The organism is Pseudomonas sp. JAI111, from assembly GCF_024809425.1.
Classification (GTDB): Bacteria; Pseudomonadota; Gammaproteobacteria; order Pseudomonadales; family Pseudomonadaceae; genus Aquipseudomonas.
Genome location: NZ_JANUCB010000001.1, coordinates 638,903 through 652,105 on the forward strand (window position 1 = coordinate 638,903; position 13,203 = coordinate 652,105).

Here is a 13,203-nt window from a genome sequence, read left to right on the forward strand (position 1 = left end):
TGCATACAAAACCCCTGTGGGAGCGAGCTTGCTCGCGATGGGGCTCAATCAGTCACTACAAGGCAATCGGTTTACGCCCGGCAAACGAATGCGCCAACGTCCCGCCATCCACCAACTCCAGCTCACCGCCCAACGGCACGCCATGGGCAATGCGCGAGGCAATCAAACCTTTGTTGCTGAGCAACTGCGCGATGTAATGCGCCGTCGCCTCACCTTCCACGGTCGGGTTGGTGGCAAGAATGACTTCCGTGAACGTACCGGCCTCCTCGATGCGCGTCAGCAATTGCGGAATACCGATGGCCTCAGGTCCCAGCCCATCAAGTGGCGACAGATGGCCCTTGAGCACAAAGTAGCGACCACGGAAACCGGTCTGCTCCACCGCGTAGACATCCATCGGCCCTTCCACCACGCAGAGCAAGGTGTCGTCGCGGCGGGTGTCCGAACATTGCGGACAGAGGTCATCTTCGGTCAGCGTGCGGCACAACCGGCAATGGCCCACCCCTTCCATCGCCTGGCTCAAGGCCTGGGCCAATCGCGAACCACCGCTGCGATCACGCTCAAGCAGTTGCAGCGCCATGCGCTGGGCGGTTTTCTGACCCACGCCCGGCAAAATTCGCAGGGCGTCGATCAGTTGGCGAATCAAAGGGCTGAAGCTCATGGGGAAACGTCCGACATAACAACGAGACGCGGTTTATACCCGCGCCTCTCTTTAGCGTCAAATACTCAGTCTTGCGCGACCCGCACCACCAGTTTGCCGAAGTTACGTCCTTCCAGCAGTCCGATGAACGCTTGCGGTGCCTGCTCCAGGCCATCGACCACGTCTTCGCGGAATTTCACCTTGCCATCACGCACCCACGGCGCCATCGCGCTGACGAATTCCGGCTGACGATCGCCGTAGTCGTCAAACACGATGAAGCCCTGGATACGCACGCGCTTGGTCAAAAGCGTCCGTTGCAATTGCGGCAAGCGGTCCGGCCCGGTCGGTGCTTCGTGGGCGTTGTAGGAAGCGATAAGGCCACAAAGCGGAATCCGTGCCTTGGCATTGAGCAGCGGCACTACCGCATCGAATACGTTGCCGCCCACGTTTTCGTAATAAATATCGATGCCTTCGGGGCACGCCTGGGCCAGTTCTTCGGCGAAGTTGGGGCTCTTGTGGTCGACGCAGGCGTCAAAGCCCAATTCCTCGACCACATAACGGCACTTCTCCGAGCCACCCGCCACGCCAACCACACGCAGGCCTTTGATCTTGGCCACCTGGCCGACCACCGAGCCTACTGCGCCCGACGCTGCCGCGACCACCAGGGTTTCACCGGCTTTCGGCTGACCGATGTCCATCAGGCCCATATACGCCGTCATGCCCGGCATGCCCAACACCCCAAGGGCCATCGACGGGCTCGGGAGCCCGGACGGCACGGGAACGATGTTGCCACCGTCGCTGATGCTGTGGCTCTGCCAGCCAGTGGAGCCGACCACCAGGTCACCTTCCTGAAATTTCGGATTCAGCGAGCGTTCGACGCGGCTGACAGCCCCACCGGTCATCACTTCGCCGATTTGCACCGGAGCGGCGTAGGACGGTGCGTCACTCATGCGACCGCGCATGTAGGGGTCCAGCGACAAGTACAGAGTCTTGAGCAAGACCTGACCGTCGGCCAGGTCCGGCAGCGCTTCGCGCTCCAGGCGGAAATTCTCCGGCGTCGGCGCGCCTACAGGCCGGGACGCCAGGACGATGCGTTGGTTCAGGGTCAGTGGGTCAGACATGGCAGCGTCTCCTTGAATGTTGAATTCGATGGTATAGGGAGCAGACCGTTGTGAGGGTGTGGCGTTCGATGTTTCTGTCTGGCACTGATCGTTCCCACGTCGAGGCGTCGAACCGTCCGCGTGGGAATGCAGCCCGGGACGCTCCGCGTCCCTTGCGAAGCGGACGCAGAGCGTCCATTGAGGCATTCCCACGCAGAGCGTGGGAACGATAAGTGTGTGCCAGAAACAAAAATGCCAGGCGCGATGCCTGGCATTTTTTGTAGCTCATCGGACGCGCCTTGGCGAATCAGAACGGCAGTTTCATACCCGGTGGCAGTTGCATGCCAGCGGTCATGCTGCCCATTTTGTCCTGGCTGTTGGCTTCGATCTTGCGCACGGCGTCGTTGACGGCGGCGGCGAACACGGCCTCCAGCATCTCCTTGTCGTCTTCGCTCAGGCCTTCGACCAGGCTTGGGTCGATGGTCACGCGCTTGACGTCGTGACGACCGGTCATCACCACGGTGACCATGTCGCCGCCGGCTTTACCGGTGACTTCAGCGTTGGCCAGTTCTTCCTGCATCTTGGCCATTTTTTCCTGCATCTGCTGCGCCTGCTTCATCAGGCCGGCCATGCCACCTTTCATCATGGGAATCACCTCAAAAGTACTTGGATTAAAACAGCGCCCGGCCCTTGAGGCCGAACGCCTTCAGTTATTAGCCCTGACTGACCAGGGCTTCGACAGGTTCAATAGTATCGTTGCGGACCACCGCACCGAACTGCTGCATCATTTGCTGGATGAACGGATCACCGTGGATCGATTCCTCCGCCTCGCGCTGACGGTTCGCACGGCGACGGGACGCGGCCTGGGCCGGCGTCTCCTGCTCGGGCTTGATCAGCTCCATGGTCAGGGTCAGCGTGCGCCCGTGAAACTGGTTCAACGCATCGTTGAGTCGACGTTGCTGGGTCGCGTTGAACAAGGCGCTGTGGGCCGGATCCAGGTGCATCAGCCAGTGATCGCCCTCGACTGAAATCAACGTGCAGTTGGCGGCGATGCTGCCCGTCATGCCGGAGATCGGCAATTTCGGGAACATCTCCAGCCATTGCAGGGCCAGACCGGTGGCCGGCATGGCCGCGGGTTCGGGCTCAGGTTCTGGCGCCGGCTCGGCGGAGTGTTCGCTGGCCAGTTCATCAAGGTAACTGTAGGCCGAATCCAGGTCTGGCTCGATGTAATCCTCGTCCAGCGGCGGCTCGTCGTCCAGGTCCATGCCCGGCGTGGCAGCATCGACTTCGGCGACCGACGGCTCCGGTATCGGCGCAGCGGCCCATTCCGGCGCGTCCGGCACCACGCTGTCAGGTGTCGGCAATGGCATCGGCGGCAAATCAGGTTGCTCGCCGGCGGTTTCCAGAACCGGCTCGACGGCCGGTTGCTGGACGACTTCAGGCTCTACCGGATCGTTCCACGGCAGGTCGACCACCGCTTCGACCGCTACGGGCTCAACGACGGGTTCAGGCACGATCACCGGCACAACAGGCTCGGGTTCAGGCACTGGCACCGGGACTGGAGCAACAACCGCAGCGACGGGCGCAGGCGAGACCGGTGCAACTGCCGCAGGGACTACCGGCGCAACAACAGGCGCGGCAGCCACTGAATTTGCGGAATCAACTGTGGCCTGGCTGATCCCCACTGGCTTTAGCGGTTGCCTCGGCACATCAGCGGTGTCTGCCGGTCTGAACGCGAGCATGCGCAGCAGGACCATTTCGAAACCACCACGCGGATCCGGCGCCAGCGGCAGGTCGCGGCGACCGATCAGGCCCATTTGGTAGTAGAACTGCACGTCTTCGGCCGGCAGTGCCTGAGCGAGTGCCAGCACCCGATCGCGATCGCCGTGACCGTTGTCGACACCTTCAGGCAGGGCCTGGGCGATGGCAACGCGGTGCAGCACGTTGAGAATTTCCGACAGCACACCGTTCCAGTCCGGGCCTTGTTCGGCCAGGTGACGGACTGCTTCGAGCAGCGCCTTGGCGTCGCCTTCGATCAACGAATGCAAAACATCGTAGACCTGACCGTGATCAAGGGTGCCCAGCATCGCCCGCACGTCAGCGGCCATGACCTTGCCTTCACCGAAGGCGATGGCCTGGTCGGTCAGGCTCATGGCGTCGCGCATCGAACCGTCGGCGGCGCGACCCAGCAGCCACAGCGCGTCATCTTCGAACGGCACGTTCTCGGCACTCAACACATGGGTCAAATGCTCGACCACCCGTTCCGGGGTCATGTTTTTCAGGGAGAACTGCAAACACCGCGAAAGAATGGTTGCAGGAAGTTTCTGCGGATCCGTCGTCGCCAGGATGAACTTGACGTAGGGCGGCGGCTCTTCAAGTGTTTTCAACAGCGCATTGAAGGAATGGCTGGAGAGCATGTGCACTTCGTCGATCAGGTAGACCTTGAAGCGCCCACGGCTCGGCGCGTACTGCACGTTGTCGAGCAGCTCGCGGGTGTCCTCGACCTTGGTCCGGCTCGCGGCGTCGATTTCGATCAGGTCGACGAAGCGGCCTTCATCGATTTCGCGGCATACAGAGCACTCGCCGCAGGGTGTCGAAGTGATACCTGTTTCACAGTTCAGGCATTTGGCAATGATGCGCGCGATGGTGGTCTTGCCGACCCCGCGCGTGCCGGTAAACAGGTAGGCGTGATGCAGCCGCTGGCTGTCCAAGGCATTGATCAGAGCCTTGAGCACATGGGTCTGGCCGACCATTTCGCGGAACGAGCGCGGACGCCATTTACGTGCAAGAACCTGATAACTCATCGAAAACCGTCGCCACGAAGGAACACAAGCGGCTAATGCTAGCGGAGCAAGGCCAAAATTGCATCCGGCGCGCTCGTCTAATCTGGCTAAGATGCACTTTGGGGGCTTTTATCCACTCAGGTTTTCGTCATACCGGAGCGTTTATGCGTTTTGCCTTGGGGGCACTGCTGTGGATAAGTCTGAACGTCGCCGCCGCCGAGCCGCCGTTGCGTTTTGTAATACCCGACAGCTGGGCGATGCCGATGGTGCAACTGGACCACGGTCGCCCGACCCAGGGCATTCTGTATGACGTGATGCTCAGTCTTGCGACCCAGGTCGGCGTCCCGGCCGAATTTCATGTCCTGCCCCGGACACGTGTGCAAAACGCCATGGAACACGGCGAAGTCGATGTCCGCTGCTATGCCGCGCAGTCCTGGCAGCCCAATCAGTCCGGCGATTATATCTGGAGCATTCCGCTCTGGACTCAGCCCGACGTGCTGATCACCCGGCAGACCCCACCGAGCGCCGTAATCGCGGCGGACTTGCCGCGGCAATCCATCGGCACGGTGCTCGGCTACAGCTACCCGACTCTGCAACCGCTGTTCGACGCCGACCGATTGCAGCGCGAGGACGCGCGCAGTCAGGAACAAGTACTGGAAAAACTCCACGCCGGACGCTATCGCTACGCCGTGAGCAATCAATGGACGCTGGACTGGTTCAATCAGCGGTTGTTGCCCGAACGGCAACTCAAAAGCGTGGCGGTGCTGCAGGAGCAGCGTGTCGGCTGCTATGTGCGCAACGACCCCAAGGTGCCGGTGCAACGGATCCTGCGCACATTGCTGCGGATGAAAATGTCGGGGGAGATCGATGACATCATCCGGCTTTATATAGGCGGCGAGCCCGGTACGCTCTAGACGAATCTTCCGATCAACGCGGCGCCATTGTGGCAGCGAGCCTGCTCGCTCCCACAAGAGATCAGTGTTGGCCAGCAAACTTCAGCCAACCTGATCCAGCGCCTGCCATCGCGCGGGCGCGACGAACTTCGCAACCCAATCCGGAACATCGGCGGGCGGCATTGGCCGGGCGATGAAATAGCCTTGGGCAACTTCACACCCCAGCCGCAGCAGCAGTTCACCGTGCTCGATACTTTCCAGCCCTTCAGCAATCACCTGCCGGCCAAACGCCCGTGCCAGACCGATCACCGCCGTGGTCAGGGCCAGGTCGTCGCGATCCTCAAGAATGTCGCGCACAAACGATTTATCGATCTTGATGGTCTGGGTGCGCAAGCGCTTGAGGTAGCTCAGCGATGAATATCCAGTGCCAAAATCGCCCAGGGAAAACTGCACGCCGAGCGCTTGGCAGGCCTGCAAACATTCGCTGACATGCTGGATGTTTTCGATCGCGACCGACTCGACGATTTCCAGATCCAGCATTTGCGGAGCGACATCCGCATGCCGGGCAAGTACATAACTGAGCCGGTCGACAAAGTCCGCGCGCTGAAAATGCCGCGCCGCGATATTGATGCTGATCGGCCAGCACTGCCCCGCCTGCTGCCAGCGGCGGAGCTGCGACAGCACCTGATCCATCACCCATTCGCCGATGTCGATGATCAGGTCCGTCTCTTCCACCACAGGCAAAAAATCCCGGGCCGGCACTATGCCGTTCTCAGGGTGCTGCCAGCGCAACAGCGCCTCGAAACCCACCACTACGCCCAGGCGCATATTGACCTTGGGTTGAAAATGCAGGCACAGCTCATCGGCGGCCAGCGCCTGGCGCACCCGCTCGACCGTCTGGTGGGTGACTTTGACTTCCTGATCCCTGGACACATCGAACAGATGAAAACGGTTGCGACCGCGCTGCTTGGCCACGTACATGGCCTGATCGGCGTGACGCAACAAGGTTTCGGCATCCTCGTTATCGAGGGGGAACAGCGTGACACCGATGCTGGCGAACACATTGATATCCTTGCCATGCAGCGTGTATGGCGCCGAGATCGCTCCCAGCACCCGGTTCAGTGCCGCGCGCAATTCCGTCAGATCACGCACATAACGCAACACCAGCACGAACTCGTCACCGGCCAACCGCGCCACCACATCTTCGGCACGCACGATCTGGCGCAGACGCTTGGCCACTTCAACCAGCAACTGATCGCCACTGGCGTGACCGTAGCCGTCATTGACCGCCTTGAACCCGTCGAGGTCGAGCATGCACACGGCCAACGGGATGTTTTCCTGACGGGAAAACTCCAGCGCCTGATCCAGCAAGTCTGAAAGAAACGCACGATTGGGCAGCCCGGTCAGCACGTCGTGCCCGACCCGCCATTGCAGGGTGTGCAGCAACTGGCGTTTTTCGCTGACATCGAAACGAATCGACAGGTATCGGTCAACGCGCCCGGTGGCATCGTCGAGTACCGGCACCATGGTACTGTCGACCCAATACAGGCTGCCGTCCTTTGCCCGATTGCAGATCTCGCCCTTCCAGACGTTGCCCAGCGCGATGGTGCGCCACATCGTCGCGAAGAAGTCGGTGCCGTGCAGGCCGGAGTTGAGAAGACGGTGATTCTGACCGATCAATTCCGCACGGCTATAGCCGGACACGGCGCAAAACTGATCGTTGACGTAGGTGATCCGGCCGCTCAGGTCCGTCTCGGAAAATATGGCGGCGGCATCCACGGCCCTGCGGTATTTCTCATCCATGAATCAGGCTCGCTGTCACTAGCGGTGGGACTGCGCAGACACGTTACAACTCCATGATCAGCATTTGATGGCCTGCAGAACCTTGATCAGCCAGGCTCAAAGACCTCAAGAAACGCTGACAAAGAAGCGCAGTGCCGGCCGTTTCGCATTGCCGATTTTCTGGAAACAGGTCACCAAATACCGCTTAATGGCGGCAATTCTACGAAATGCATCACATTTTGCAAAGCAAGGTGATGGATCATGCAGTTGCCTAATGCAAAAATCTATCGTTAAGTTCTTGATTCTAAATGGGAATTGAGCGATGCACATTTCAAGTTTGGGTCCGGCCATCCGACGTTACCGCAAGGGCGCGGGGCTTACTCAGGCTGAACTCGGCGAAAAAACCGGTTTTGACCCCAAAACCATCAGCCGCTTTGAAACCGGAACCTACACGCCCAGCGTTGAAGCCTTGTTCCGGCTTGCTGATGCACTGGACGTAAAGCTCAAAGTCTTTTTTGCAGATTCAGGCGATGAAGATGAACAGCGGGCGTATTTGTTCAGTGTCATACACAAAGCAACCCCCAAGGATCTGGGAAAGCTGATCGCAGCGGTTGACCAGGCCTTGTCCAAGCCTTAGCGGCGAAAAACTGCCGCTCATGAAAAAGGAGACTGCCGTGTCTGATACGGACAGGCTGGCCTCCTTTGGGTGCTCATGTGGAAAATCGGAAACGACGAAAAACCGCACCGGACAAGGTCCGTGACAGCAAAAAGTATTTTTTTAAAAGATAACGCGAGAGAAGGCTCGCGGTGCGTTATGGAGGCAACCCCACCAGCCACACCCCGGCACACAATGTTCCCGCTGTGGCTGCTTCCTTCCGGATCTGACCAGGTTCACGGGTAATCGTTGCGGGGGGACCGATGGGGTCACCATAACGACGCTCACCTGACGGCGAGCCGCGCCATTGTACCTGTCTGAGAAGAACTTACAACCGTTCGTGCGGATTAAAAAATCTGTGCTGCTTCAAGGACATGCAATACCTGCGCAACATCGAAGATTGAAGCCGCGTGCAGCTAGAGATCCTGCAGCACCTCATCCACCCTGCCGCCCTCTTCCTGGATCACCAGGTGAATGAAGTGCAGTTTGGCAATCACCGCTGGCGGCAGGACAAATGGATAGAAATCCGGCTGCCCCATGCTGCGCGACAGCTCGTTGAGCATGCCAGCCAGTTCGATCCACGCATTGACGAACGACAGGAACGCCGCACCGCCGGGATGTTGTGGATCGTAGAGGACGCTGGACGGAAACGGCTGGTAATCGAAATCCATTTCCCTCGCGCTCATGCCAAACCCCAGCGCCGTATCCACCGCATCCATCATGTGCAGATAGTGCGCCCAGGTTTCGGCCCAGTCTTCCCACGGATGCATGGTGGCGTATGCGCTGACGGCTTGTTGCTGCCAGTCGAGCGGCGCACCTTGCTGGTAATGCCGTTCGAGGGCCTCGGCGTAGCTCGCCCGCTCGTCGCCGAACAAACCGCGGAACGGTTCCAGCCAGTGACTGTTGGCGATCAGCCGGTCCCAATAATAATGCCCGACCTCATGCCGAAAATGCCCCAGCAGCGTGCGATAGGGCTCGTGCATTTGCACCCGGACCTGCTCACGATGAGCGTCGTCGGCTTCCTTGATATCGAGGGTGATCAGGCCGTTGGCGTGACCGGTGGTTGGCGCGTTGCCTTCAAGGTCGACACCAATGAAATCGAACGCCAGGCCGGTGTCTTCGTCAAGGGTTTTGGGGATGACCTGCAAACCAAGACTGATCAACTGCGCGACCAGACGACGCTTGGCGGTTTCCACCTTGCGCCAGCGTTCATGGTTTTCGGCAATCGACAGATCAGGGATGGTTCGATTCAAACTACAGGCGATGCACAACGCATCGTGATCGTTGGCCGGCAGCAGCCAGTTGCACGCCGCCGGCGAATCGAGGTTGGCGCAGCGACGGAACACTCCCGCCTCGGGATCGGCATCGAGCAACCATGTATCGGCTTGCACACCTGGTTGCAGCGAAGACAAACGACTCTGCTCCGGCTGATAACCCAACGCCGCCGAACAGGCCAGGCACTGACTGTTGCGAAAGAACAGCGACTGGCCGCAGCGGCAGTGCCAGATTTTGCTGTTACGCGAACTTTCGCCGATGAAAGGCGCGGCAATGCGTGTACTGAGCTGTTCGAAGAAGCGGTACATGACGATCTCTCCCTGGGGCTTGCCAAGACTAGATCATGAATGGCCGTCGATCGTTCCCGGTTTTTTGCGCAATACAACTATCGCCTTCGCGGGCAAGCCCGCTCCCACATTTGATCGCATTCTTACAGGGAGAACTCAGTTAAATGTGGGAGCGGGCTTGCTCGCGAATGGCATCACACCGAAATATCGTGCTGGCGCAAAAACTCGACAAACGCCTCTTCATCCAGAACCTTCAACCCCAGCTCATTGGCCTTGGCCAGCTTGGAGCCAGCCCCCGGCCCAGCCACCACGCAATGAGTCTTGGCCGATACCGAACCGGCCACTTTGGCACCCAGGCTCTCGAGCTTGTCCTTGGCGACATCGCGGCTCATCAACTCCAGCGAACCGGTCAGCACCCAGGTCTGCCCGGCCAGCGGCAATCCTTCGACGACTTTTTTCTCGCTCTGCCAATGCATGCCGAAATCGCGCAGCTGTTTTTCAGCGGCTTCAGCGAGCTGACGATTTTCAGCGACTGCAAAAAACTCGCGAACCGAATTGGCCTGCTTCTCGGGCAACGCCTGGCGCATGTCCAGCCAGTCGGCGCTCATGACCGCTTCCAGCGAACCAAACTTGTCCGCCAACTTCTGCGCCCCGCCCGGTCCGACCGAAGGAATGTTCAACTTGTCGAGGAAGCCGCCCAGCGTAGTACTCGCGGCAAAATCGGCACCCAGCTCACCCTGATCCTGAATCTGCAGGCCATGCTTGAGCAGATCCTTGATCACCTGCTGGTTATGCGCATCTTCAAAGAAACTGTGAATCTCGTGTGCCACTTCCAGGCCGACATCCGGCAAATACGTGAGCACTTGCGGCAATGCCTGCTGAACCCGCTCCAGCGAGCCGAGAGAGCGCGCCAGCACCTTGGCCGTCTCCTCGCCGACATCGGGAATCCCGAGGGCGTAGATAAACCGTGCAAGGCTCGGGCGCTTGCTGTCTTCGATAGCGCTGAGCAGGTTCTTGCTCGACAGCTCGGCAAAACCTTCCAGGTCGACAACTTGCTCAAACGTCAGGGCGTACAGATCGGCCGGCGAACTCACCAGGCCTTCATCGACCAGTTGCTCGACGCTCTTCTCGCCCAGGCCTTCGATGTCCATGGCACGGCGCGACACGAAGTGAATGATCGCCTGCTTGAGTTGCGCACCACAGGCCAGTCGACCGACACAACGATAGACCGCGCCTTCGCTGACGGTCTCGCGCCCCTTGCTGCGCTTGACCAGTTGCGTGCGCTCGACGTGCGAGCCGCAGACCGGACATTGTTGCGGAATCTGTACCGGCCGCGCAGTTTCCGGGCGACGCTCCATGACCACTTGCACCACTTGCGGAATCACGTCGCCTGCGCGACGGATGATCACGGTGTCGCCGATCATCAGGCCCAGGCGTGCCACTTCATCCATGTTGTGCAACGTTGCATTGGCCACGGTAACGCCGGCGACCTTGACCGGTTTCAAGCGCGCCACCGGCGTCACGGCACCGGTGCGGCCAACCTGGAACTCCACATCGAGCAACTCGGTAAGCTCTTCCATCGCCGGGAATTTGTGCGCGATGGCCCAGCGCGGTTCGCGAGCGCGGAAACCCAGCTCACGCTGGGAGGCGATGCTGTTGACCTTGAACACCACCCCGTCGATTTCGTAGGCCAGCCCGTTACGGCGCTCACCGATGTCGCGGTAGTAATCCAGGCATTCATCGATGCCGTGGGCCAGTTTCAACTCGCGACTGATCGGCAGACCCCATGCCTGAAGCTGTTTGAGATTACCGATGTGCGTATCGGCGATATCTTCCGACACCTGGCCGATGCCGTAGCAGCAGAACTCCAGAGGACGATTGGCGGTGATCTTCGAATCCAGTTGCCGCAAGCTGCCTGCCGCCGCGTTGCGCGGGTTGGCGAAGGTCTTGCCGCCCACTTCAAGTTGCGTGGCGTTCAGGCGTTCGAAACCGGCCTTGGACATGAACACTTCACCGCGCACTTCGAGAGTCGCGGGCCAGCCGGTGCCTTGCAGCTTGAGTGGAATATTGCGCACGGTGCGCACATTGACGCTGATGTCTTCGCCGGTGGTGCCATCGCCGCGCGTGGCGCCGCGCACCAGCACACCGTCCTGATACAACAGGCTGACCGCCAGGCCATCGAGCTTCGGCTCGCAGCTGTATTCCACCGCCGCGCCGCCGCCAAACAAGTCGCCGGCCGGCAGATCCAGGCCTTCCGTCACGCGGCGATCGAATTCGCGCATGTCGGTTTCTTCAAAGGCGTTGCCGAGGCTGAGCATCGGCACTTCGTGACGCACTTGGGTGAACGCCGACAACGCCGCGCTGCCCACACGCTGGGTCGGCGAGTCGCTGGTGATCAGTTCGGGATGCGCCGCTTCAAGGGCCTTGAGTTCGTGAAACAACCGATCGTATTCGGCGTCCGGAATGCTCGGTTCATCCAGCACGTGATAGCGATAGTTGTGCTGATCAAGCTCGGCACGCAGCTCTAGAATGCGGGTTTTGGCGGCGGTCATGGGTGTTCTCTCATAAAGCAAAAGAGCAGCCGTGGCTGCTCAATCTCATTTCATCCAGATCAAGAGATCGCAGCCTCGTTTCACTCGACAGCTCCTACATTGGAATGCGTTCATCCTGTAGGAGCTGTCGAGTGAAACGAGGCTGCGATCTTTTGCCTTTATCGTTTCTGGGTCAGGGCGCGGCGTTCGAATTCAACGATGCGCTGACGGTAGTGCTCGATGGTCTGGGCGGTCAGCACGCTACGCTGATCGTCCTTGAGTTCACCGTTCAGCTCCTGGGACAGCTTGCGTGCCGCGGCAACCATCACGTCGAAAGCCTGTTTCGGATGACGCGGACCTGGCAGACCGAGGAAAAAGCTCACGGCTGGCGTGCTGAAATGGTCGATGTCGTCCAGGTCGAACACGCCCGGCTTGACCGCATTGGCCATGGAGAACAGGACTTCGCCATTGCCGGCCATGCTTTCGTGACGGTGGAAGATATCCATCTCGCCGAAACGCAGACCGCTTTCCAGAATGTTCTGCAACAACGCCGGGCCCTTGAAGCCTGCCGCATCACGGCAGATAACACTGATCACCAGCACTTCTTCGGCTTGCGGTTGTTCCTTGTCGCTGACCGAAGGCGAGGATTTGCTGTCATCCGGGAAGTCATCGTCACGGCTGCTGAAGCTCGGGCCGCCATCGAGGTCCAGGCTGAGGTTCATGTCGCCCTGCGACGGCTCGCCATGGCCACGCTTGCCGCGCTTGGAACCCGATTCGCGGGGTTCCCGGGCCGGCATGCTTACCGACGGCAGATCATGCTCATCCAGCTGCGGTTCTTTATGAGTATCCAGCACACGAGGCGGGCCCAACAGCTCGGCGCTGGTGTCCTCGTCCGGCAGGTTGGACAAACTTCGGTCAAGACGGAATTTCAGTTTTCCCTTGCCGCCGCGCATGCGACGCCAGCCATCGAAAAGAATACCGGCAATGACAATAATGCCGATGACGATCAGCCACTCGCGCAGACCGATTTCCATTTAATCCCGTGCCTCTATAAAAAATGCTGAAAAATAAGGGGTTTACAACTCGTAAACCGCTTTAAAACGTGGCGCCAACTCTATGTTCTGACAGGCGTTTTGCCCACGTATACGAAAAATTGACATTAAACTAGCACGACCAAAGGTAACTTTACACCGTCTGTCAAAATCGCTGCGCAAATTGTGTCGATTTGCCATCTTCATTCAACAACCCGCACAGACGCAT

10 protein-coding genes and 1 other RNA gene are annotated in these 13,203 nt (G+C 59.6%); 2 read left to right on the forward strand and 9 right to left on the reverse strand.

The genetic code is table 11. From position 1 onward, the window contains the following. Positions 1-55 precede the first annotated feature (55 nt). The 4 genes from recR to dnaX all read right to left on the reverse strand — a co-directional run bounded on the left by recR (position 56) and on the right by dnaX (position 4,541). A complete protein-coding gene (gene recR / locus HNR03_RS03080) occupies positions 56-658 on the reverse strand; it encodes a recombination mediator RecR (RefSeq protein ID WP_259150669.1) in 603 nt (200 codons plus the stop codon). 65 nt (positions 659-723) lie between these two features. Continuing rightward, on the reverse strand, positions 724-1,758 hold the full coding sequence (locus tag HNR03_RS03085) for an NADP-dependent oxidoreductase (RefSeq protein WP_259150671.1): 1,035 nt from the start codon (positions 1,756-1,758) through the stop codon (positions 724-726). Positions 1,759-2,044: 286 nt separating this feature from the next. Next, positions 2,045-2,383, reverse strand: a complete 339-nt coding sequence (locus HNR03_RS03090; protein WP_007933349.1) for a YbaB/EbfC family nucleoid-associated protein — start codon at positions 2,381-2,383, stop codon at positions 2,045-2,047. Positions 2,384-2,450: 67 nt separating this feature from the next. Further along, positions 2,451-4,541 (reverse strand): DNA polymerase III subunit gamma/tau, encoded by a 2,091-nt coding sequence (dnaX, locus tag HNR03_RS03095; protein ID WP_259150677.1) that lies wholly within the window; start codon positions 4,539-4,541, stop codon positions 2,451-2,453. A gap of 143 nt (positions 4,542-4,684) precedes the next feature. On the opposite strand from dnaX, the gene HNR03_RS03100 reads away from it, so the two are divergent. After that, positions 4,685-5,434, forward strand: coding sequence for an ABC transporter substrate-binding protein (locus HNR03_RS03100; protein WP_222585429.1), 750 nt, complete (start codon positions 4,685-4,687; stop codon positions 5,432-5,434). Positions 5,435-5,515: 81 nt separating this feature from the next. On the opposite strand, the gene HNR03_RS03105 is transcribed toward HNR03_RS03100, so the two are convergent. Next, entirely contained in the window at positions 5,516-7,216 is a 1,701-nt protein-coding gene (locus HNR03_RS03105) for a bifunctional diguanylate cyclase/phosphodiesterase (RefSeq protein WP_259150678.1), read from the reverse strand. Positions 7,217-7,517: 301 nt separating this feature from the next. On the opposite strand from HNR03_RS03105, the gene HNR03_RS03110 reads away from it, so the two are divergent. Continuing rightward, positions 7,518-7,832, forward strand: a complete 315-nt coding sequence (locus tag HNR03_RS03110; RefSeq protein WP_222585427.1) for a helix-turn-helix domain-containing protein — start codon at positions 7,518-7,520, stop codon at positions 7,830-7,832. A 187-nt stretch (positions 7,833-8,019) separates the two neighbouring features. Here HNR03_RS03110 and ffs read toward each other — a convergent pair. From ffs to zipA, 4 genes are all read right to left on the reverse strand, one after another. Further along, positions 8,020-8,116: signal recognition particle sRNA small type (ffs, locus tag HNR03_RS03115), an RNA gene on the reverse strand. Between the two features lie 150 nt (positions 8,117-8,266). Continuing rightward, positions 8,267-9,433 (reverse strand): putative zinc-binding metallopeptidase, encoded by a 1,167-nt coding sequence (locus HNR03_RS03120; RefSeq protein ID WP_259150682.1) that lies wholly within the window; start codon positions 9,431-9,433, stop codon positions 8,267-8,269. Between the two features lie 173 nt (positions 9,434-9,606). Next, positions 9,607-11,964, reverse strand: coding sequence for an NAD-dependent DNA ligase LigA (gene ligA / locus HNR03_RS03125; protein ID WP_259150684.1), 2,358 nt, complete (start codon positions 11,962-11,964; stop codon positions 9,607-9,609). 158 nt (positions 11,965-12,122) lie between these two features. Continuing rightward, on the reverse strand, positions 12,123-12,977 hold the full coding sequence (zipA, locus tag HNR03_RS03130) for a cell division protein ZipA (protein ID WP_222585424.1): 855 nt from the start codon (positions 12,975-12,977) through the stop codon (positions 12,123-12,125). Positions 12,978-13,203 lie beyond the last annotated feature (226 nt).

Bases quoted from the DNA above. Each gene is read 5' to 3' on its own strand.
- zipA (WP_222585424.1), bottom strand. From the start codon at position 12,977: ATGGAAATCGGTCTGCGCGAGTGGCTGATCGTCATCGGCATTATTGTC.
- HNR03_RS03090 (WP_007933349.1), bottom strand. From the start codon at position 2,383: ATGATGAAAGGTGGCATGGCCGGCCTGATGAAGCAGGCGCAGCAGATG.
- recR (WP_259150669.1), bottom strand. From the start codon at position 658: ATGAGCTTCAGCCCTTTGATTCGCCAACTGATCGACGCCCTGCGAATT.
- HNR03_RS03110 (WP_222585427.1), top strand. From the start codon at position 7,518: ATGCACATTTCAAGTTTGGGTCCGGCCATCCGACGTTACCGCAAGGGC.
- HNR03_RS03105 (WP_259150678.1), bottom strand. From the start codon at position 7,216: ATGGATGAGAAATACCGCAGGGCCGTGGATGCCGCCGCCATATTTTCC.
- ligA (WP_259150684.1), bottom strand. From the start codon at position 11,964: ATGACCGCCGCCAAAACCCGCATTCTAGAGCTGCGTGCCGAGCTTGAT.
- HNR03_RS03085 (WP_259150671.1), bottom strand. From the start codon at position 1,758: ATGTCTGACCCACTGACCCTGAACCAACGCATCGTCCTGGCGTCCCGG.
- dnaX (WP_259150677.1), bottom strand. From the start codon at position 4,541: ATGAGTTATCAGGTTCTTGCACGTAAATGGCGTCCGCGCTCGTTCCGC.
- HNR03_RS03100 (WP_222585429.1), top strand. From the start codon at position 4,685: ATGCGTTTTGCCTTGGGGGCACTGCTGTGGATAAGTCTGAACGTCGCC.
- HNR03_RS03120 (WP_259150682.1), bottom strand. From the start codon at position 9,433: ATGTACCGCTTCTTCGAACAGCTCAGTACACGCATTGCCGCGCCTTTC.